Source organism: Flavobacterium sp. C4GT6, from assembly GCF_036347315.1.
Classification (GTDB): Bacteria; Bacteroidota; Bacteroidia; order Flavobacteriales; family Flavobacteriaceae; genus Flavobacterium.
In genome coordinates, this window is sequence record NZ_JAZGZU010000018.1 from 12,400 (window position 1) to 32,683 (window position 20,284).

19 protein-coding genes are annotated in these 20,284 nt (G+C 37.6%); 5 read left to right on the forward strand and 14 right to left on the reverse strand.

What is annotated here, in order from left to right; genetic code table 11:
- Positions 1-5: 5 nt before the first annotated feature.
- Positions 6-977 carry a hypothetical protein gene (locus tag V3Z67_RS16310; protein ID WP_330444330.1) on the reverse strand — a complete coding sequence of 324 codons (972 nt, stop codon included), beginning with the start codon at positions 975-977 and terminating at the stop codon, positions 6-8.
- Positions 978-1,061: 84 nt separating this feature from the next.
- On the opposite strand from V3Z67_RS16310, the gene V3Z67_RS16315 reads away from it, so the two are divergent.
- Positions 1,062-1,664, forward strand: coding sequence for a CDP-alcohol phosphatidyltransferase family protein (locus tag V3Z67_RS16315; RefSeq protein ID WP_330444331.1), 603 nt, complete (start codon positions 1,062-1,064; stop codon positions 1,662-1,664).
- Positions 1,665-1,805: 141 nt separating this feature from the next.
- Here the strand turns inward: V3Z67_RS16315 and V3Z67_RS16320 are convergent, their stop codons facing one another.
- From V3Z67_RS16320 to V3Z67_RS16345, 6 genes are all read right to left on the reverse strand, one after another.
- Entirely contained in the window at positions 1,806-2,114 is a 309-nt protein-coding gene (locus V3Z67_RS16320; protein WP_330444332.1) for a DUF3817 domain-containing protein, read from the reverse strand.
- Positions 2,115-2,116: 2 nt separating this feature from the next.
- The gene (locus V3Z67_RS16325) at positions 2,117-2,569 is read right to left on the reverse strand and encodes a hypothetical protein (RefSeq protein WP_330444333.1); all 453 of its coding nucleotides are present in this window, start codon (positions 2,567-2,569) and stop codon (positions 2,117-2,119) included.
- Positions 2,570-2,645: 76 nt separating this feature from the next.
- Complete coding sequence (locus V3Z67_RS16330; protein ID WP_330444334.1) at positions 2,646-3,239, reverse strand: TetR/AcrR family transcriptional regulator; 594 nt, start codon at positions 3,237-3,239, stop codon at positions 2,646-2,648.
- 78 nt (positions 3,240-3,317) lie between these two features.
- Positions 3,318-5,561: a polyribonucleotide nucleotidyltransferase gene (locus tag V3Z67_RS16335; RefSeq protein ID WP_330444335.1), complete on the reverse strand. Its 2,244-nt coding sequence runs from the start codon at positions 5,559-5,561 to the stop codon at positions 3,318-3,320.
- A 149-nt stretch (positions 5,562-5,710) separates the two neighbouring features.
- Positions 5,711-5,980, reverse strand: coding sequence for a 30S ribosomal protein S15 (gene rpsO, locus V3Z67_RS16340; RefSeq protein ID WP_035135916.1), 270 nt, complete (start codon positions 5,978-5,980; stop codon positions 5,711-5,713).
- A 134-nt stretch (positions 5,981-6,114) separates the two neighbouring features.
- Positions 6,115-6,570 (reverse strand): GAF domain-containing protein, encoded by a 456-nt coding sequence (locus tag V3Z67_RS16345; RefSeq protein ID WP_330444336.1) that lies wholly within the window; start codon positions 6,568-6,570, stop codon positions 6,115-6,117.
- Between the two features lie 148 nt (positions 6,571-6,718).
- Between V3Z67_RS16345 and V3Z67_RS16350 the strand changes: the two genes are divergently transcribed.
- The 4 genes from V3Z67_RS16350 to V3Z67_RS16365 all read left to right on the forward strand — a co-directional run bounded on the left by V3Z67_RS16350 (position 6,719) and on the right by V3Z67_RS16365 (position 11,307).
- Entirely contained in the window at positions 6,719-7,141 is a 423-nt protein-coding gene (locus V3Z67_RS16350; protein ID WP_330444337.1) for an HYC_CC_PP family protein, read from the forward strand.
- Between the two features lie 67 nt (positions 7,142-7,208).
- Positions 7,209-9,446 carry a TonB-dependent receptor gene (locus V3Z67_RS16355; protein WP_330444338.1) on the forward strand — a complete coding sequence of 746 codons (2,238 nt, stop codon included), beginning with the start codon at positions 7,209-7,211 and terminating at the stop codon, positions 9,444-9,446.
- A gap of 38 nt (positions 9,447-9,484) precedes the next feature.
- Positions 9,485-9,838: a heavy-metal-associated domain-containing protein gene (locus tag V3Z67_RS16360; RefSeq protein ID WP_330444339.1), complete on the forward strand. Its 354-nt coding sequence runs from the start codon at positions 9,485-9,487 to the stop codon at positions 9,836-9,838.
- A gap of 170 nt (positions 9,839-10,008) precedes the next feature.
- A complete protein-coding gene (locus V3Z67_RS16365; protein ID WP_330444340.1) occupies positions 10,009-11,307 on the forward strand; it encodes a hypothetical protein in 1,299 nt (432 codons plus the stop codon).
- A gap of 31 nt (positions 11,308-11,338) precedes the next feature.
- On the opposite strand, the gene V3Z67_RS16370 is transcribed toward V3Z67_RS16365, so the two are convergent.
- The 7 genes from V3Z67_RS16370 to V3Z67_RS16400 form a co-directional block, all read right to left on the reverse strand.
- Positions 11,339-13,687, reverse strand: coding sequence for a hypothetical protein (locus V3Z67_RS16370; protein ID WP_330444341.1), 2,349 nt, complete (start codon positions 13,685-13,687; stop codon positions 11,339-11,341).
- 55 nt (positions 13,688-13,742) lie between these two features.
- Positions 13,743-16,118: a hypothetical protein gene (locus V3Z67_RS16375; RefSeq protein ID WP_330444342.1), complete on the reverse strand. Its 2,376-nt coding sequence runs from the start codon at positions 16,116-16,118 to the stop codon at positions 13,743-13,745.
- 122 nt (positions 16,119-16,240) lie between these two features.
- Positions 16,241-17,875 (reverse strand): chaperonin GroEL, encoded by a 1,635-nt coding sequence (gene groL / locus V3Z67_RS16380; RefSeq protein WP_330444343.1) that lies wholly within the window; start codon positions 17,873-17,875, stop codon positions 16,241-16,243.
- A gap of 43 nt (positions 17,876-17,918) precedes the next feature.
- Positions 17,919-18,194 carry a co-chaperone GroES gene (locus tag V3Z67_RS16385; protein ID WP_035135923.1) on the reverse strand — a complete coding sequence of 92 codons (276 nt, stop codon included), beginning with the start codon at positions 18,192-18,194 and terminating at the stop codon, positions 17,919-17,921.
- A 145-nt stretch (positions 18,195-18,339) separates the two neighbouring features.
- Positions 18,340-18,693 carry a preprotein translocase subunit SecG gene (gene secG, locus V3Z67_RS16390; protein ID WP_330444344.1) on the reverse strand — a complete coding sequence of 118 codons (354 nt, stop codon included), beginning with the start codon at positions 18,691-18,693 and terminating at the stop codon, positions 18,340-18,342.
- Positions 18,686-19,726, reverse strand: a complete 1,041-nt coding sequence (locus tag V3Z67_RS16395; RefSeq protein ID WP_330444345.1) for a tetratricopeptide repeat protein — start codon at positions 19,724-19,726, stop codon at positions 18,686-18,688. Before V3Z67_RS16395 ends, secG begins: the two co-directional genes overlap by 8 nt.
- Before the next feature lie 32 nt (positions 19,727-19,758).
- Complete coding sequence (locus tag V3Z67_RS16400; protein WP_330444346.1) at positions 19,759-20,262, reverse strand: LptE family protein; 504 nt, start codon at positions 20,260-20,262, stop codon at positions 19,759-19,761.
- Positions 20,263-20,284 lie beyond the last annotated feature (22 nt).

Here is a 20,284-nt window from a genome sequence, read left to right on the forward strand (position 1 = left end):
GTGTTTTAGAAGTTGTAATCCAGTTCGCTGTTCATACGCTGAATGTAGAAATCTATTTTTTGGTGCATTCGGTTAAAGAACAGTTTACGGTCGCGTGTACCCGACTGGTTAAGTGATTTTGAGTTTTTTATTTGATAGTTAAAGTAATCTTCTGTGCTTTGGCAGGTATCACTATCTCCCGTAATAAAGTATCCTAACATGGTGTAGGGTATAAACAGTGATTTTTGTTTTACCGATGATAACAGTACGTTGTTGTTTAGTAAAAGCAGTTCGTTATAGTACAAATGATAACCCGAATCATTTTTGGAACATTTCTGCTCAACTTCATTAAGTATGGCTTTAAGGTCGTTACAAATAAGCATAGCGTTAGCCAGTGTTAATAGTCCCGACTGAAAAAAGTAATATATCTGTTGTATGGTGCTGTTTATAGTAGTGTCGTTCCAAATCTCTTTTACCTCTACATTTTTGTATACGTTGTTAAGTTTTTGACTGTGTTCAAGCAACGAACCGCTAACGGTAAAATTCTCAAACTTTTCGTGTTGCTGTCCGCTAAGAAGATCAAGCCATACATAGAGCTTAAACTTGGAGAGTAATGTTCCGCTAATGGTGTGGAATAACGGAATATCCTTTGCCGAATAATACATAACCGAATCAGTGTAGTTTTTGTAAGCTTCCAGTTTTTGTGCCGAGTCTTTAAAGTAGTCGGTTAGGTTTGCCATGTTTTTTATTTCGGCTGTTTTTTCTACGACTACCTTACTGCTGTTACTGAACAGGGTATCCATTGATATGGCATAATGACTGCATAGTGCTATTGTTTGGTCAATACTAAACTTGCTTTTTTGGGATATTCTCCTGTGTGCAGCATCATAGCTAATATTGAGTATAGAAGCAATCTCGTCTATAAATGATGCCGACTGGCTGTGCTGTCTTATGGTTTTTAAAAGTTTATCCTGATTATTCATTTGTGAAAATCGCAAATACTATTTGCTTTTTAATTTATTACCGCAAAGTTAATTGCAATATACACAATAGTTTTGAGCTGAACTTTTAATCAGCTTATTATGAAAAATGTACCGTATTTATTGATTGGTTTTCGATTTCTTCTAGCTCCTGTAATGATTGCGTTGGCTTATGTTTATGAAGATGATGCCCGGCTCCCTTTAGTTATTTTATTACTGTTAGGTATTTTGTCGGATATATTTGATGGTATAGTGGCTAGGAATACTGGAGTTTCAACAGAGAAATTGAGGAGAATGGATAGCCAGACAGATTTACTTTTCTGGCTCTCTGCCGGATGGTGTGCCTGGTTACTTAATCCCGGTATTGTGATACATAATAAATATGCCGTTATTATGATATTTGTGATGGAAGGTCTTACTTATTTGTTTAGTATTTTAAAATTTGGAAAGGAAACCTGTACGCATGCCTTTCTTTCCAAAATATGGGGCTTAACTCTTTTTGTTGCTTTTTTTGGGATATTAGGTTTCGGTTATGCAGGCTGGACATTTACACTAGCTGTGGCTTTTGCTCTTATATCTCATTTGGACGTCTATCTTATTATTCTGTTCCTTCCGCGCTGGACACACGATGTTCCCAGTTGTTATCATGCATGGTTAATAAGACAGGGAAAGGATATTAAACGGAACAGGTTTTTTAACGGTTAGTAAAATGCTTGTTTTTTTGTGCAGGCTGTGGCAACATTCTTTATTTTTTCTCGATGCCTGTTATTTTTTAGCAAGGGTACTGTACTGGCTTAGTTTAAAATTATAAGCCCTGCTACATAGCATAGCAGGGCTTTTTTAAAATTATAATTCGATTTTTTTAAGGATCGTTTTATCTATATAAAATGTGCCAAACGGAATGATACAGGCGAGCAGAACTTTCCAGGTGGTGACTTTAAACTGCCATTGTTGTTCCACGCCTACGCTTAGGGTGTTAAATACAAATAAAAGAAACAATGCTCCATGTATGGTTCCAAGTGTGGTTGACAGATGTGGGTAACCGTAAAAGTGCTTTAAGGGAGTAGCTACAAACAGTAACACAAGTAACGATGTACCTTCCAGAAAGCCTATTAATCTCAGTCTTCCAACATTAGTTTTAAGTATTTTTTTCATAATTAAAAGCGGATTAGAGGTCGGTTAGCGAGAGGTGAGAAAGGCCAGGGTATTGCTAATAATATTAGCAGGGCGGCTAGGCTAAACCATATCAGCATGGTTTTAAATTTTGTTTCGTCTGTTTTTTCTCTTTTTGATTTTGCCGAACCTATAGTGGTTAAAACAATTGCTAATAACATTAGCAATATGTGAATGATCCCAAAGAACAGGGTTTCACCTGTATTGTTTGCTGTGGCGAAAAACTGTTTTACAAACGGACTTTTTACATACAGTATTATTCCGGTAATAAGCTGTATGTGTGCAATGGTAGCAGTCGAGTGCCTTATGGAATTGCTGGTTTTGGTAAAGGCGGTTTTGCCGAAGTAACCCTTTGCCGAAATAATTATGGCATAGATTAGACTAAAAACTACAGCCCACCTGAAAACCGAGTGGACGGGGAGTAAAAATGAATACATAACTGTGTTTTGATTGATGATTGACAGGGCAAAAATAATAAAAACATACTAATTAGTATGTTTTTGGGTAAAAAAATTATTTCAAGGTGTTGAGATATTTTTTGAACTGTGATAAATAGCTTATATAGCTTGGTTTTCCGTGAATTTTTCCTAGGTTTCTTATTCCTCCATAGCCTGATATAATGTACTGTGCCGCTTCTTTTGAGTTGGTATTACTATTTATCTTTCCAATAGCTTTTCCGTTTTCCAGGGTAGTGGTTATGGCTTCTTCCCATTGTATGACCAGTTGGGAAAGCGCTTTATTAAAAGCCTCATTGTATGATGCCATTTCTTCCACCATATTTATAGCAGGGCAGCCGTATTTTATAATAAAAAACGGATCTTTAAGCAGGAGGGATTCCATCATGTTGTAAATTTCCTCAACCGGGTTGCCGTTATTAGGTAGTGCTTCTATAAGTGATTTGCGCATGCCGGGTTGCATAACCTCGTTTATCATGGCAAGTCCCATTTCGTCCTTATTTTTAAAATGATAAAAAAAAGCACCTTTAGTTACCTGTGTGGTTGCGATAATCTCGTCTACACTGGTGGTGCGGTAACCGTTTTGGTAAACCAGCTCAAATGCTTTTTGTAGTATGTTAAGCCTTGTGGCTGCTGCTTTTTTTGATGACATATTATAGAAACAAAACGCTAAGTTAAATAAAAAACCCTGCTATATAGCAGGGTTTTTATGAATTAACCTTATAAAATATTAAGCTTCCTTATTACCGTCTTTGTCATTATTTCTTGGTCCTCTGTTATTATCCCTGTTAGGGCGAGGTCCTCTGTTCTCTCTTGGAGCACGGTTCTCGTCTCTTGGCGGACGATTCTCATCTCTTGGAGGTCTTGGTAATAATGCTTTTCTTGAAACTTTCTCTTTTCTGGTTTTAGGATCGATACCAATGTATTTCACATCAAACACGTCACCCATATTAACAACGTCAGAAACATTTTCTGTACGTTCCCATGCTAATTCAGATACGTGTAACAGTACTTCGTTACCCGGAGCCTGAACGTACTCTACTACTGCACCAAAGTCAAGCATTTTTACAACTTTTACGCTGTAAGTTTCGCCCACCTGTGGTTTGAATATGATAGAGTCGATTTTGCTAAGTACAGCCTGCATTCCGTCCGGATCAGTACCAAGAATTTCAACTTCACCCTGCTCGTCAACCTCGTTAATAACGATAGTTGTACCTGTAGCTTTTTGAAGTTCCTGGATAACTTTTCCGCCAGGACCGATAAGAGCACCAATAAATGCACCAGGTATGGTAACCTTAACAATTTTAGGAGCATGTTTCTTAACAGTTTCTCTTGGCTGGCTAATAACTTCAGTAAGTTTATCAAGGATATGAAGACGACCTTCGCGAGCCTGCTCAAGAGCCTGCTCCATGATTTCGTAGTTAAGTCCTTCAATCTTGATATCCATCTGGCATGCAGTAATACCATCGGCAGTACCTGTAACTTTAAAGTCCATGTCACCTAAGTGATCTTCATCACCAAGGATGTCTGAAAGTACAGCCCATCTGCCTGTTTTATCGTCAGAGATTAATCCCATTGCAATACCAGATACCGGTTTTGCAATTTTAACACCTGCATCCATAAGGGCAAGTGTACCTGCACATACAGTAGCCATAGAAGATGAACCGTTAGATTCAAGTACTTCAGATACTACACGAACAGTGTATGGGTTCTCGTCTGTAAGCATGTTTTTAAGTGCACGTTGTGCAAGGTTACCGTGACCAACTTCTCTTCTTGAAGTTCCTCTTAGCGGTTTTGCTTCACCGGTAGAGAAAGGAGGGAAGTTGTAGTGTAGGTAGAAGTTCTCTTCTCCCTGCTCAGACGGTAGGTCGATAACGTTAGCCTCACGTGATGTACCTAGGGTAACTGTTGCCAGTGCCTGAGTTTCACCTCTTGTGAATATAGCTGAACCGTGTGTTGAAGGTAGGTAGTCCACTTCACACCAAATAGGGCGTATCTCGTTTGTTTTTCTTCCGTCAAGACGTACGCCTAAATCAAGGATTACGTTTCTTACAGCTTCTTTTTGCGACTTGTAAATGTATTTGCTAATCAGGTCGGCAAGTTCAAGTTGCTCCTCTTCTGTAAAGGCAGCAAGAACCTCTTCCTTAATAACGCTGAATTTCTCAGAACGTTCCTGTTTAGAAGAACTTTCCTTAGCAACAGCAAAATACTTGTCGTATGAAAGGTCGTATACTTTTTTCTCAACATCGGCATCAGTAGCTTCCTCTTCGTAAGTTCTGATTTCTTTGCCTATGGCAGCTTTAAGTTTTTCCTGAGCAGCTATCTGAGCTTTAATGGCATCGTGAGCAAATTTAATTGCCTCCACCATTTCTTTTTCAGATATCTCTTTCATTTCACCTTCAACCATTGCGATAGAGTCGCTTGAAGCACCAATCATCATATCGATGTCAGACTGCTCCAGTTGTTCTCTGCTTGGGTTGATGATAAATTTACCATCTACACGTGCTACACGAACTTCTGAGATAAGTGTGTGGAAAGGTAAGTCTGATACTGCAAGTGCAGCAGAAGCTGCAAGACCTGCAAGTGCATCAGGCATTACGTTTTCGTCGTGAGACATAAGTTGAATCATTACCTGCGTTTCAGCGTGGTAATCATCCGGGAAAAGCGGACGAAGTACACGGTCTACTAACCTCATGGTTAATACCTCTGCGTCACTTGGTCTTGCTTCACGTTTAAAGAATCCGCCCGGAAAACGGCCCGCGGCCGCAAATTTTTCACGATAATCTACCGTTAACGGTAAAAAGTCAATGCCCGGAGCGGCAGTTTTTGCGGAAACTACAGTTGCTAGCAGCATGGCATTGCCCATTTGTACTACTACAGAACCATCTGCCTGTTTTGCTAGTTTCCCCGTTTCGATCGAGATGCTTCTTCCATCTCCAAGATCGATAATTTCTCTTGTTACATTTGGAATCATAAATCCATTTCTTTGATTAAACAATGGGTACGTTGTAGTTGTGTAGTTGTTGTGTGTAGTTGTTTAAACCCCAATGAAAAACCAAAACTTTTTTTATGCAAAATATATAAAAACAAAAAGAGGCGCGCAGGCGCCTCTTTTCATCTCGATTATTTTCTGATGTTTAATTCTTTGATAATCTCACGGTATCTGTTAATCTCTTTCTTCTTAAGGTAATCTAGAAGACTTCTTCTTTTACCTACCAGCTTAACAAGAGAACGCTCAGTGTTAAAATCGTGACGATTCTTTTTTAAGTGCTCAGTTAAGTGGTTAATTCTGAATGTGAATAACGCAATCTGTCCTTCTGCAGTTCCTGTATCAGTTGCAGATTTACCGTGTTTTGTAAAGATTTGCTCTTTTACTTCTTTAGTTAAGTACATGCCAATATTTGTTTAAATAATTTTTATGTAACGGGCCTATCCCGATTGGGTGCAAAGGTAATCAATATTTTAATATCCGCAATACTTTGCTAAATAACTTTAAAAGCTACTTAGTTTATCAGGTAATCAGTAAGTTAGAATAACTTGGCTACCTGTTCGTTTACAAATTCCAGGAAACGCTCATCCAGTTCGCTAAAAGCATCCAGTACGTTAGAGTCAATGTCTATCTGGCCTATGTTCTTTCCATCTACAAAAAGCGGAACCACCACTTCTGATTTTACTGTAATACTGCAGGCAATATAATTGTTCTGTGCAGTTACATCGGGTACCACAAAGTTTTCGTTAGAAACTGCTACCTGCCCGCAAATACCTTTACCAAAAGGGATAACGGTATGATCTGTAGGTTCGCCGGCATAAGGTCCCAGTAAAAGTTCTTCCTTGTCTCCGTTCCTGAAATAAAAGCCTACCCAGTCATAATAATCAATATTGTCTTTTAAAAGATGGCAAAGCTGTAATAGTTTCTCATCTCTTAAAGTGTTGTCATGGTGCAGTATATCTGTAACTTTCGGTTTTAACTCTTCAAATGTCATAGTGTATATTATTTAATACAAAATTATTTATTAAAACATTCTGGCTTATGTTTTTTTTGTGTTAAAAAATATAAAATTCACACATTTTGCGTTTTAACAGAGGGTGGGGTGATACCACTTTAAATTAAATGTATAAATTTGTGGCACAATGAAACTTAAAAGGCACATAAACATACTTTTGGCTGCACTCCTGTTAATGTCTAACACGGGGTTTGCGCTTAATGTACATTATTGCCACGGAGAGATAGCATCGGTTACGCTTGCCTATAAACTGGATGAGCCATGCATGGCTAATACCCAAAAAGAGGACAAGGGTTGTTGTGTCATGAAAACCGAAACCGGTAAAAAATGCTGTAAGAATGACGTTGTAAAACCTCATGATAAGAGTGATAATATACTTGTAAAATCACTTCAGCTTGATCTTGGTGCTTTTTATGTTGCCGATACCTGGCAACCAATTGATGTTGCTTACAAAACTCCTTTTGTAAAACAGATAAATACTTCCTTTTACTGCGAGGCCAATGCGCCCCCGCTCTTTAAGCTCTATTGTCAATACATTCTATACGCCTGATTTTAATGTTTTTCAGTTTGATGTCCCTGTAATGGGGAATGCTACTCGTTAACATTAAAATATTTTTATGCGTAATATATTATTTTACACGGCTTTGCTGTGCACCATTATGGTACAGGCACAGGATAAGCTAAGCGGTAAGGTGCTTGATGAAAACAACCAGCCGCTACCGGGAGCCAGCCTTTACTGGCTTAATACAAACGTTAGCGCCTCTACAGAAGCTAACGGTACTTTTGAAATCCCTTACAAAACGGAATACAATAAACTATTGGTGAGCTATATTGGTTATACTACCGATACGCTTACTGTTTCATCTCCTGATTTTATAAGTCACTCGCTTAAACCATCTAAAGAGAGTGAGCTTGATAATGTGGTGATAGATAAAACAAGAAAAAGTCTAAAGCGTACAAGCGCATCGGCAGCTAATGTTGTTAATATGAGCTCCGGTGAGTTGCTTAAAGCGGCTTGTTGTAATATAGCCGAGAGTTTTGAAACCAATCCTTCTATTGATGTAAACTTCTCTGATGCCCTTACAGGAAACAGGCAAATTAAAATGCTGGGACTTACCAGTCCGTACCTGTTAATATCTGAAGAGAATATTCCTTCTGTTCGTGGTGCCTCACAGGCATATGGATTATCATTCATACCGGGTACATGGGTAGAGAGTATCCAGATAACCAAAGGTGCAGGTCCTGTTATTAACGGTTATGAGAGTATATCAGGACAGATCAACTACGAGCTGTTAAAGCCTGCTATGGATATTCCGTTCTTTTTAAATGCATATGGTTCGCAGGGTGGGCGTTTTGAACTGAATACTCATTTCAATAAAAAACTAAACGATCACTGGAGCAGTAGTCTTTTTGTTCACGGTAATACAAGGGTGTCTAAAAACGATATGAACGACGATGGGTTTTTAGATAATCCGTTGGCAAAGCAAATCAATGTAATGAACCGCTGGCAGTACAATAATCCTGAAACCGGATGGATAAGTTTTATTAACCTTCGTTATATGAGGGATGAGAAACAAACCGGTGAGGTTGATTTTGATCCGGATACCGATAAGTTTACTACTAATCACTGGGGTGCCGAGATAAATACCGATAAACTGGATATCTCTACCAAACTTGGGTATGTTTTCCCCGATATGCCTTACCAGAGCATTGGTTGGCAAACGGCTTTTAACTGGCATAATCAGGATTCTTACTTTGGGTTTAATCAGTATGATATAGACCAGAAGAGTTTTTACTCTAATTTGATATTCAGTTCGATAATAAGTAATACTCTAAACAAATTTTCTACAGGTCTTAATGTTACTTACGATAATTATGGAGAGTTTGTAAATACTATAGACCATAGTCGTATTGATAACAGTGTGGGTGCTTTTTTTGAGTATACTTATGATAATACCCGAAACTTTAGTATAGTTGCCGGAGGTAGGTTTGATTACCATAATCGTTTAGGCGCATTTTTAACACCAAGAATGCACTTAAAATATAATCCGTGGGATAAGGCAACGGTAAGAGCATCATTTGGACGCGGGAAAAGGGCAGCTAATATTTTTGCCGAAAATCAATCGCTGTTTGGTAGCTCTAGGGTAATGAGTATCCTTAACTCAGGGGGTAAAGTGTATGGATTGGATCCTGAAATTGCATGGAACTACGGCTTGAGCTTTGTACAGGGATTCCCTCTGTTTAACAGAAATGCCGAGTTTGTTGTCGATTTTTACAGAACCGATTTCCAAAATCAGGCAGTGGTCGATTTGTATGCCAGTCCGCAACAGGTATTGTTTTATAATCTAGACGGTAAGTCGTATGCTAATAGCCTGCAGGTAGAGCTGAACTATGAAATTACCCGTCATTTTAATATCCGTACAGCATACAAGTACTACGATATTCAAACCGACTACCTTTCGGGTGCACAGGATAAACCATTACAGGCAAAACACCGCTTCTTTACCAACTTAGCTTATGAAACCCATATTGCCGAAGGTGGTAAGCAATGGAAGTTTGACTTTACCTATAATTGGATGGGTAAACAACGTCTGCCATATACGGGTAGTAACCCTGTTCAGTACCGAATGGGGGATTATGCTCCGGCTTTCTCGCTAATGAATGCCCAAGTTACAAGAACCTTCTCAAGTGTGTTTGAGGTATATGTAGGAGGGGAGAATATTGGTAATTATAGGCAAAATAAGGCTATTGTTGGGGTAGATGACCCTTTTGGCCAGTATTTTGATACATCTATTGTATATGCTCCGGTTTTTGGACAGATGTACTACGCCGGACTAAGGTTTAAAATCAAGTAATAAAAAAAGTATATATTTAACAGTCAAAAAATTAAATCATGAAAAATATAGTATTAGTAGTGTTGGTAACTCTTTTCGGATTAACAGCACAGGCACAGGATAAAGAAGTTAAAAAAAGTAAGAACGCTAAATATGAATTTGCTGTAAACGGTAACTGCGATATGTGTAAAAAGCGTATTGAAAAAGCGGCTTTCAGTGTGAAAGGTGTTAAGTCGGCCGAATGGCATGCAGATCATCAGGATCTTCACATTATATTGGATGAGAACAAAGCCAGTGTTGAGGATGTTTGTAAAGCCGTAGCTAAAGTAGGGCATGATACCGAAATTGTAAAAGCGACCGAAGAGGATTTTCAGAAACTGCATACCTGCTGTATGTATGACCGTATGGAATAGAAAAACAGATAAAAAAGTAAATCCCGAATTCAATTCGGGATTTTTTTTGCCCTATTGTTATTAAAACAGCTTATTTTTTCACTTTTTTATAGTTAAAGCAAGTGCTTTGATTGTGCCCTACAGTCGGAATCATTAAATTGCAAGTACTTACTATTAACCATAATCACCTTATGAAAAACCTAAAGTATGCGCTGGCCTTTTTGGGGCTATCCGCAACATTTTTACCTGAAAGCACACAGGCGCAGGAATTTTTTAAAGACCGGAAACTCTACCTTAATGAAGACGGAAGTAACTATGTGAAATTTACCTTTATGACCCAAGCCTGGCTTAGGAGTATGGATTATAATCCCGGGACTACTATAAACGGAGTTGAGAAAAGTAGCGGTGCCGATATTGGTATCCGTCGTTACAGAGTACAAATGTACGGGCAGTTAACCGACAGGGTTTTTGCATACAGTCAGTTTGGAGAAAATAACTTTAATACCATATCCGACAGGAAACTTGGTTTTTTTGTACACGATGCCTATGGTGAATATGCCGTAGATAAAGCCAGACTTTCCATAGGTATAGGTTTGTCAGGATGGAGCGGGTTGTCACGTTTCTCGTCGCCTTCTGTTGGTTCTGTTTTAGGGATAGATGCACCGTTGTTTTTACAAACGACCAATGATGTGAACGATCAGTTTTTAAGGAAGCTTTCGGTTTTTCTAAAAGGTAAGTTGGGTAAGCTGGACTACCGCCTGCAAATGGCCGATCCGCTGGAGGTTAAAAACTCACCTCCGGTAGTAAACGAAGCTACTTTTTCTACCGATCCATCTGAAATGCAGTGGAACGGTTATTTCCAATACCAGTTTTTGGATCAGGAGTCTAACATGACGCCCTATTTAACCGGAACATATCAGGGTAAAAAGAAGGTGTTTAATATAGGAGCAGGCTTTATTTACCAAAAGGATGCTATGTGGATGCTTAACAGCACAGGAGATGTAGAGAAAAGCGATATGGTACACTTTGCTGCCGATGTGTTTTATGATGCTCCTATAGGCGCTAGTGGGCAGGCTGTGAGTTTTTATGGTAATGTAACCAGTTATGACTTTGGGAAAAACTACATTCGTAATGGCGGAGCTATGAATCCGGCAAACGGCAGTAATAACCCTGTTATACTTAACGGGGGAGGAAACAGTTTCCCTATGTATGGTACAGGGACTGTGATTTATGCTCAGGTAGGTTATAAGTTTAAGGATAACCTTATAGGACAAACCACCCTAATGCCTTATGTGTCATTGCAGCATGCCGATTATGACAGACTGAATGATGCTATGAACTTTTTTGATGCCGGGGTTAACTGGTTATTGGACGGAAATGTATCTAAGTTTACCGTTGCTTATCAAAGCCGACCAATATATGATATAGGAGGAGAGAAAACCGGAAGTAAGGGTGCTATTATAGCCCAGTATCAGGTTTTGTTCAACTAATTAAAAAGCGGGTATATAACCCGCTTTTTAATTATAAGTTAATGGTAATAATCTGAGAGATGATTTTACCCTCGGGCGAAAGCCCTTCAATAACCAACTTAGCTTCTCCTTTATATGTCTGCGGAATGCTAAAGCTAAATTTTCCGTTCTCATCGCTTATTGTTGTGGGGATCCAGTGAATCAGTCCGTAGTTATTAAAACCACTACCGGTGTAACCATTTGTATATGTAGTGTTTGTAAAAGGCGTTATTTTTTCAAATCCGTTTTCTAAAACATAATCAAATACAGGTTTATCTTTAGTCTTACTGAAAGACTTTCTTTTACGGTATATTTTTATTATTCCAATTCTGTTTTGTAATGTTGGTACCGACATGTGCTTGTTGATATAAAATTCATCGATATCACTGGTTAGAATGTCTCTTAAAATATCCAGCTTTATAAGGCGAATACCGTCCAAAAACACATCGGGTGAGTTTTTCATACCGTTAATGGTATTTTTCCAGCGACCATAAACTGCAATAGCACTATCGGGCCTGTTTCTTACCTCAAAACCTTCATATCTTATGAGGTCGAGAACAGTAGGGGAACTCAGGTAGTCTTCCTCTGTTATTTTATACCCTCTTAGTTGTCCATTGCCTAGTGTTGTTGCATACTTAAGCTCTTCTCTTTTTCCTTTAACAATAACCTCTTTTAATGCTATTGTGTTTTTTTGTATATCAGGTATGTAGGCGAAAGGTTTGCTGATACTATCAGTAAAACAAATATTTTGGCTTGGTACATGTGAAGCGTTGTACTGTGAAGTATTGTTTAATGTTGTTGTGTATAATTTGGGATTTATGTTTTTGCCGTTTTGTAGTAATTCAAAAGTAAGCTTAGTGGAATCGGGCAGTATCAGGTTGTCAAAATAAAACTCATTATTGTTTACAACCTCGGTTTTTTCATCAATAATGGTTCCGTAGGAGGTAAGTCTCACAGAATATTCTTTACCGTTTTTTAAGTTTTGATTAATTACACCTTTAATTTTTAAGCCCATATCAAAAGTATAGTTTTCTTTTGGCGGGTTTTGTTTCATATTTTGCCATATGTATTTACTCTTACAGCAAATAAGGTATCGGTCAAGGCTTTCATTAGGTTGTGAACTGTTGTTAAAATATTCAGAAGTATTTATATCAGGAGAATCCTCAATATAAGGCACAAGTAAGAAGTCGTTTAGAATGTTGTTATTGTTAAGGGTTTTAGTTTGTAAAGGTAATATGGTGATGCTTAAATTAGTATTGGCTGTTGTTTCGGCAGTAAATACTATATCTGTATTTTCTGCTTTATTTCCGGTGATTTTTACATGTGAATTGCTTTCAAATCTTTTATATAGTAGTCTTTGTGCTACTTCATTTAAATCATTATCCAGCACCCTTATAGTGTTTAATCCGTTAAATAAGTAATCGTCATTGATAACCAGTTTATGGTCTGTAACGTTATCGGTAAATTTAGTTTCCAGTAAAAAAGCATTATCGTCTTTATGTATCAAAATATAAAAAGGTTTGTTTTCTATATCCTGATAAGTGTTTTTATTGGTTTTTAATTCCAGCGAAGTATTGTTAGTGCCTGTTTTGTTAGTGAGCTTAACAGTTATTCCTTTTTTTAGGGCTTTTGGTAGTGCTGTTTTATAAGTTTGGTTGAGAAAATCAAGACTTAATGAGTCTGCCGGATTTTCTTCAAGGTAATAATATTCAAATTTTCCGTAACCGTTATTATCAAGCGGTATAGTTTGAATTGTTTCGGTGTTGTTGAAAAGAGTAACTTCTGTAACAGGTAAAGGCTGGTTTTTACAACCCTTAACCGATACGACCATTGTGTTTGTTTTGTTTTTGAGAGACACGCCTCCTTCGGGGTATACATTTATTTTAACCTCTGCATCGTTTGTAGTACTTTGGCTGGGATTGTCGGGGTTAATTACTTCAATTTTATATATGGCAGACTGGTCTTCTTTAAAATTATTCATCCAGTTGGTATAAAACTGTAAATAGTAACTGCCCGAAGCCATGTTAGTCGGGAGTTCAAAACTACCTTCAAAGCTTCCTAAACTACCATATAATAATTTTGAGTCTAAAGTTTTGTTTTCAGAGTTTTTTAGTACAGCAAAAATGTTTGTTGTGGTGAAAAAAGGGGCGTTTTTTTTACTGTAATATACATAGCCCTTGAACCATATGTTTTCGTTAGTAATAAAGATATTTTTACTAAAGTGGACATGTATATTTTCTCTCTCAAGAGAATAGTAATTTTTAACTATTGAAGAGATTTGCTGTATTTTATTTTCCTGTCCGTAAATAGGTAATGATATTGAGATACAGAAAAATACTATTGTTGTAAGGCACTTTTTCATAGTTTGGGTAAGGTACAAAAAAAAGAGGGTGTTAAAATATTTAACACCCTCTTTTTTATAAGTTTACTGTTTTTATTTCCGAAACCATTTTTCCGTCGGGGGCAATACCTTCTATAAGTATTTTAACTTTGCCCGAATAAAGTTTAGGTATACTAAAGCTAAACTCTCCTTTCTCGTTTGTAATTATTGTGGGATGCCAATCTATCAGTCCGAAGTTTTGAAAACCTATATCATCATAAGTTGAAAGGTATTCAGCGTTTTTGAATTGCTTATTTTCTTCAAACCCATTTTTGATAAGAAAAGCAGTTTCAGTTTGTTTCTTTTTCGATTTAAAACCTCCTCCTGGTTTAAGGTAAATTTTAATCATTCCCATTTTGTTGTCAACTCCCGGTACAGGCATGTGTTGGTTAATGTAAAGCTCATCGACTTCAGAGGTTTGAATACCATCTAATACATCAAAGCTCATTAATAGCCAGGTATTCATATAAATCATTGGGGTTGTAGGCTGCCCGTTAAAGGTGTTTCTTGTCCTTCCGGTAATATTAATATCTCCCATTGGCGTTTTGGTTACATCAAAACCATGGTATCTTATAAAATCAAGCAGATAGAAAAAGCTGATAGCATCATCTTCACTAATTTTATATCCTCTTAGTAAGCCATTTCCAGATCCTCTTGCATATTTTAGTTTTTTAGTAGCATCAGCATCAATAGTTATGTTTTCGAGCATAACGCTTTGAGAGTTATATTTAGGTAAAGCAATTTCTGAATCAGTATCTGTAGTATAATTGATGCAGGAAACTTTAACGGGTTTGTAGGGCTTATTAAACGATCTTATATTGTTTGATACCTGAGGGGTCAATCTTAAAGGTTCTGGTTTTTGTCCTGGTTTGACCAAAGAGAAACTTACATTACATGAGTCAGGCACAATTAAGTTGTTGAGGTAAAATTCATTATTATCGGTTACATAAGCCCTTTCATTCAGTAAGCCTTTAAAAGAGGAGATTATAACATAATGCCCTTTTAATGATCTTCTCTTATTTATTATGCCTTTTAGAGACAGTCCAATGTCAAAAGTATAGTTTTGTTTTGGAGGGTTGTTTTTTATGCTGTTCCAGTTGTATTTACTGGTTTGGCACATTAGGAACAGATCAAGTTCATATTTACTTGTTCTTGATAGGTTACTAAAATATTGTTTAGCGGTAGTTTTTACCTGTCCGTCAATATAAGGAGAGAGAAGGAAATCGCTATAAATGTCTTCTTTTTCGGTTATGCTTATTGTGTTTGCCGGTAAAACAGATACACTAAGGCTCATGCTACTGCTGTTTACTTTTCCTTTAAACTCTACGGTTCCGTTATCGTCAAATGTTTTTTTGATGTCGGTATTTACAGTGGTTTCAGGGTGTATGTAAAAAAGTCGCTGTCCTATTTCTTTAAGGTCAGTATCCAGAATGCGTAGTGTATTTACTCCTTCAAAAAGATCTTTGTTTTGAAGAAGGATAGTTTGTTCCAGTTGATTGTCGTTAAAAGAGAAATCAATAACAGATGTTTTGTTGTCTTTGTTTATGACTGCGTAGTATGTTTTGCCCTTAATGTCGTTGTAGGTAAAGGGGTTGGTTCTTAGCTTAATAATGGTTTTTTCGGCCATTATATAGCTGTTTACATCCATGATGATTCCTTTTGCCTCAATAGGAGGTAAGGGCTGGCTGTATTTATGTCCGTTTAATTCTATTTGTACTGTATAATCTGCTGAGTTGTTTGCAGAAATGTCAAATCTGCCATAGCCTAACTTGTTTAAAGTTATCTCTTTTGTCTCTTCTCCTTTATTGTTTAGCACTATAGCCTTGTCAATATTAAGAGGAGTATTGTCGCATCCGGTTACATGTACTGCTATTGTGTTTGTACAATCGCTAATAAAGTTGCCTTCGGGTTTTAGGGTTATGTTTATCTCGGCTTCTGCATTTTTAGTTAGGGAAGCCGGTATACCCATTTCTTCATTTATAACTGTTATGTCATACACTGAGGACTCGTCCTCGGTAAAGTTGTTCATCCAGTTAGTGTAAAACTGGATATAATATTTTCCGGACTTTAAACTGTTGTTAAGTTTAAAGTTTCCGGTAAAATCACCAAGGTTACCGTACAGGAGTTTTGTTTCTAAAACAGTTCCGTTTTCATCAATAAGGTTTGCGAAAATATTTACGCAGGAGAAAAAAGGAATATTGTATTTTCGATGAAATACATAGCCTTTAAACCAAACGCTTTCTCCTGTTAAAAAAACATTTTTGTCAAAGTGTGCATGGATGTTTTCTCGTTCGAGGAGGAAGTAATCTTCAAACTTTTTTGCAATCTCTTCTTTTCTGGATTGCTGTGCAAAAGAGGCTAGCCCGTTTGCGAGTGCAATGCATAGTAGCAATGCTTTAATTTTCTTTTTCATGTAGGTGTGATTGTTATTGTGCAATTATTTTTTGGTTTTGCTAAAGTATGCCTTTTTCAATTATTTTAAAAAAGAAAAGGAGCCCTAAGGCTCCTTTGTGTATATTGTTGTGATGTTAGTTATTACATCATTCCAGGCATTCCGCCACCCATTGGCATTCCGCCACCGGCAGCACCTTCTTCTTTAATATCGATTAAAGCACACTCTGTTGTAAGTATCATACCTGCAACCGAAGCAGCATTTTCAAGAGCTACACGAGTTACTTTTTTAGGGTCAATAACACCTGCGCCCAGCATGTCTACATACTCGTCTGTTTTAGCATTGTAACCAAAGTCACCAGTACCCTCAGCAACTTTCGAAACTACTACAGATCCTTCAAGACCCGCGTTTTCCACGATTGTTCTAAGCGGAGCCTCAACAGCACGAGAAACAATCTGGATACCTGTAGCCTCATCTGCATTATCAGCATTAATGTTAGCTAGTACGGCTTTAGCTCTAAGTAAAGCTACACCACCACCTGCTACAATACCTTCTTCAACAGCAGCTCTTGTTGCATGTAATGCATCGTCAACTCTGTCTTTTTTCTCTTTCATCTCCACTTCACTAGCAGCACCAACATAAAGTACAGCAACACCACCTGCTAACTTAGCAAGACGTTCCTGTAGTTTCTCTCTGTCGTAATCTGAAGTGGTCGACTCCATTTGTGCTTTGATCTGGTTAACACGGTTTTTGATGTTTTCTGCATCACCGGCACCATTTACAACTGTAGTATTGTCTTTATCTATAGTTACTTTTTCACAAGTACCAAGCATATCAAGTGTTGCGTTTTCAAGAGTGTAACCTCTTTCTTCAGCAATTACAGTACCCCCTGTAAGGATAGCGATATCTTCAAGAAGTGCTTTTCTTCTGTCACCAAAGCCAGGAGCTTTAACAGCAGCAATTTTAAGCGCACCTCTTAATTTGTTTACTACAAGTGTAGCAAGAGCTTCGCCATCTACATCTTCAGCAATGATAAGAAGTGGTTTTCCAGACTGAGCTACGGGCTCAAGTACAGGAAGAAGATCTTTCATTGAAGATACTTTTTTGTCATATAGTAAAATGTAAGGGTTCTCTAGTTCCGCTTCCATTTTTTCTGAGTTGGTAACAAAGTAAGCCGATAGGTAACCTCTGTCAAACTGCATTCCTTCAACTACGTCAACATAAGTATCTGTACCTTTAGCTTCCTCTACAGTGATAACACCTTCTTTACCTACTTTACCAAAAGCAGTAGCGATAAGCTCACCTATGGATTCGTCGTTATTTGCAGAGATAGAAGCAACCTGTTTGATTTTATCTGTAGTACTTCCTACTTCTTTAGTTTGTTCAGAAAGGTTAGCTACAATAGCTTCAACCGCTTTGTCAATACCTCTTTTAAGGTCCATTGGGTTAGCGCCTGCAGCTACGTTTTTAAGTCCTTCTTTAACGATAGCCTGTGCTAAAACAGTTGCTGTTGTAGTACCGTCACCGGCTAGGTCATTAGTTTTAGAAGCTACTTCTTTCACCATTTGAGCACCCATGTTTTCAAGTGGATCTTCAAGTTCAACTTCTTTAGCTACCGATACACCGTCTTTAGTTACGGTTGGTCCGCCAAATGATTTGCTTATAATTACGTTACGTCCTTTAGGCCCTAATGTTACTTTTACAGCATTAGCTAACGCATCAACACCACGCTTTAAACCGTCGCGTGCCTCTATATCAAATTTTATCTCTTTTGCCATGTTGTATTCTGGTTATATGTTTTTAAAAAATATTAAACTCTTATTAGATTACTGCAAAAATCTCTTCTTCTTTCATTATAAGGTAATCTTTACCTTCAAATTTAAGTTCAGTTCCTGCATATTTACCGTATAAAACAGTATCACCAACCTTAACTGTCATGTCATGGTCTTTAGTTCCGTTACCTACGGCTACTACAATACCTTTTTGTGGTTTTTCTTTAGCAGTGTCAGGGATAAAAATACCTGAAGCAGTTTGAGTTTCTGCGGCTACGGGCTCTATCAGAACTCGATCTGAAAGTGGTTTAATGTTTAAAGCCATATGAATTACTATTTATGTTTATTGTTTTTAAAATTAACTGTTTTGAATTTTTCAGAAATTGTGCCAATCCATAAAACTGTCAGGTTTATGGCAAAAAAAAAGCCAGCACTGACAGGCTGGCATTTTTTTATATTGTATGTTGAAACTATTCCTGAGCTTCTCCTTCTGTTACAGCAGGAGTTTCAGTAGCGGCGGGTGCAGCTTCTTCAGTAGCAGCAGGAGCCGTTGTAGTTGGAACAGCGCTCTCGTCAATAATACTATTTGTACTTCCGTTAGAGAAACTTAAAGTAGATAATAAAATTAAAGCGATTAGAACAGTGGCAAGAGTCCAGGTACTTTTATCAAGAAAGTCTGTTGTCTTTTGTACACCACCCATCATTTGAGTTCCTCCGAATGAAGAAGATAATCCTCCTCCTTTAGGGTTTTGTACCATAACTACTAAAACCAAAAGGAAACTTACTACTACAATTAGTACCAGAAAAATTGAAAAGTCAACCATTGTTATTTATATTATTATTTTGTTGTAAGATCTTTATATCCGCTATGCGGTCTGCAAAGAAAACACTTTTTTCCGGATATTTCAAAATTAAAATTTCATAAGCTTGAATTGCCTTCTGATATTTTTTTTGTTCCAGGTATACTCTTGCAAGTGTTTCAGTCATAGGCAGTGAGCTGTCACTGCTGCTTCTTTCTATGTTTGCCACGGGTTGGGTGGCATTTCTTACAGGAACTATTTTAGGGTTTGATTCTATAAATTTATCTATAAGTTCAAGTTTTTTATCTAAAGAAGTTGGTCCTGAATTCTCTGTTTCTTCCTTTTCGGGCTCTTCAATCGGGGCGTCTTCAGTTACAACTGTGTTTGTGCTTTTCGCAGTTATTTCTTCTTGCGGTTCGGTTTCGCGGTTTATAGGCATGAGTTTTGAAAGCTGTAGCCATTCCTGAAAAGAATGCTGTTCGGCCTTATTGAACTCCAGTGGTTTGCCTATCTCCAGTTTTTTTTCGGTTTCATCCTGTTGAGGTTCCTGTTCACTATTCTTTACTTGCTTCTCATTTTCTTCTTTAGGAACAAAAACAGGTGAGGATACTATGGCAGGGATGTCGTGAATTTCCTCTTCCTTCCTTTTATTTTCTTCTGCTTCTTTTATGGTTTGTTCTATAGAGCGCTCCAGTCTGTTAGCAGGAGGGGTAGGAGTTTCTGTCTCTTCTGTTTCTGTTTGTATAGTTTCGGTATCCTTAACAGTGATTTCCTCAATAGCTTTTTCTTTCTCCTCTAAAAAATCTTTTTGAATGCTCTGGAAATTCTCTGAGGTGATAAAGTCAAAAAGTACCGAACGGTCGTTAGTGTGTGACGCCGTTTTTTTTAGCTCCATATTATAACGAAAGCTATCCTGGTTGTATAAGCCTTTTAAGTGTATGGCACGCGCACTTTGCAGATACGGGAATTCGTAAAGTACGCTTTCCAGATCCATGGTGTGCTTGTCTGTAACACTGTAGGGTTTATTAAGCAGGTATGTAAAATCTTTCGTGTTCAAATGTATTTGTTTTAAGGGAGCTTTTTATTTAATTACCATTTTGCCAGCGACTCGTTAAAAACGTCTTGGGTTATCCTTTCAAAAATTTCATCTAAAGCAGCTGTAAGTACTGATCCCGTAGGTAACGAATCACCGCTAAAGTCATAGTAAAAACTAAACGGCTTTTCAAAATCGTCGTCGTCGTTTTTCTTATTGGTAAACCTTACGTTTACTGTAATGCTTAGCCTGTTTTGTGCCGCACGCTGATCGGCAGTGGCTGTCATTGGCGAAATACGGTATTGTGTAATTTCACCTTCGTAAACCAAATCACCTCCCGAGTTTGTAAGGGTAAGGTTGGTTTGGTTTTGTATCAGGTCCTGTAATCTTAATGTAAAAGTACGTTCTATACCCGGTTCTACAATTTCGGCACTGTTTTGAAAATAGTTTACCTGGAAAGTTTCGGCATCAATTTTACCTGTTCCTGTAAAGTTATACACACTACAACTGTTTAATGTAGTGGCTACAACTAAAACAAGTATGAATTTTAAATATCTCATTATCCTTTTTTATTAGTAAAGG

What these genes read in the sequence shown, in the direction of transcription:
- secG (WP_330444344.1), bottom strand. Translation starts at nt 18,693, where the DNA reads ATGGTTGACTTTTCAATTTTTCTGGTACTAATTGTAGTAGTAAGTTTC.
- V3Z67_RS16365 (WP_330444340.1), top strand. Translation starts at nt 10,009, where the DNA reads ATGAAAAACCTAAAGTATGCGCTGGCCTTTTTGGGGCTATCCGCAACA.
- V3Z67_RS16350 (WP_330444337.1), top strand. Translation starts at nt 6,719, where the DNA reads ATGAAACTTAAAAGGCACATAAACATACTTTTGGCTGCACTCCTGTTA.
- V3Z67_RS16335 (WP_330444335.1), bottom strand. Translation starts at nt 5,561, where the DNA reads ATGATTCCAAATGTAACAAGAGAAATTATCGATCTTGGAGATGGAAGA.
- V3Z67_RS16355 (WP_330444338.1), top strand. Translation starts at nt 7,209, where the DNA reads ATGCGTAATATATTATTTTACACGGCTTTGCTGTGCACCATTATGGTA.
- groL (WP_330444343.1), bottom strand. Translation starts at nt 17,875, where the DNA reads ATGGCAAAAGAGATAAAATTTGATATAGAGGCACGCGACGGTTTAAAG.
- V3Z67_RS16325 (WP_330444333.1), bottom strand. Translation starts at nt 2,569, where the DNA reads ATGTATTCATTTTTACTCCCCGTCCACTCGGTTTTCAGGTGGGCTGTA.
- rpsO (WP_035135916.1), bottom strand. Translation starts at nt 5,980, where the DNA reads ATGTACTTAACTAAAGAAGTAAAAGAGCAAATCTTTACAAAACACGGT.
- V3Z67_RS16400 (WP_330444346.1), bottom strand. Translation starts at nt 20,262, where the DNA reads ATGAGATATTTAAAATTCATACTTGTTTTAGTTGTAGCCACTACATTA.
- V3Z67_RS16315 (WP_330444331.1), top strand. Translation starts at nt 1,062, where the DNA reads ATGAAAAATGTACCGTATTTATTGATTGGTTTTCGATTTCTTCTAGCT.
- V3Z67_RS16370 (WP_330444341.1), bottom strand. Translation starts at nt 13,687, where the DNA reads ATGAAAAAGTGCCTTACAACAATAGTATTTTTCTGTATCTCAATATCA.
- V3Z67_RS16330 (WP_330444334.1), bottom strand. Translation starts at nt 3,239, where the DNA reads ATGTCATCAAAAAAAGCAGCAGCCACAAGGCTTAACATACTACAAAAA.
- V3Z67_RS16345 (WP_330444336.1), bottom strand. Translation starts at nt 6,570, where the DNA reads ATGACATTTGAAGAGTTAAAACCGAAAGTTACAGATATACTGCACCAT.
- V3Z67_RS16385 (WP_035135923.1), bottom strand. Translation starts at nt 18,194, where the DNA reads ATGGCTTTAAACATTAAACCACTTTCAGATCGAGTTCTGATAGAGCCC.
- V3Z67_RS16320 (WP_330444332.1), bottom strand. Translation starts at nt 2,114, where the DNA reads ATGAAAAAAATACTTAAAACTAATGTTGGAAGACTGAGATTAATAGGC.
- V3Z67_RS16375 (WP_330444342.1), bottom strand. Translation starts at nt 16,118, where the DNA reads ATGAAAAAGAAAATTAAAGCATTGCTACTATGCATTGCACTCGCAAAC.
- V3Z67_RS16360 (WP_330444339.1), top strand. Translation starts at nt 9,485, where the DNA reads ATGAAAAATATAGTATTAGTAGTGTTGGTAACTCTTTTCGGATTAACA.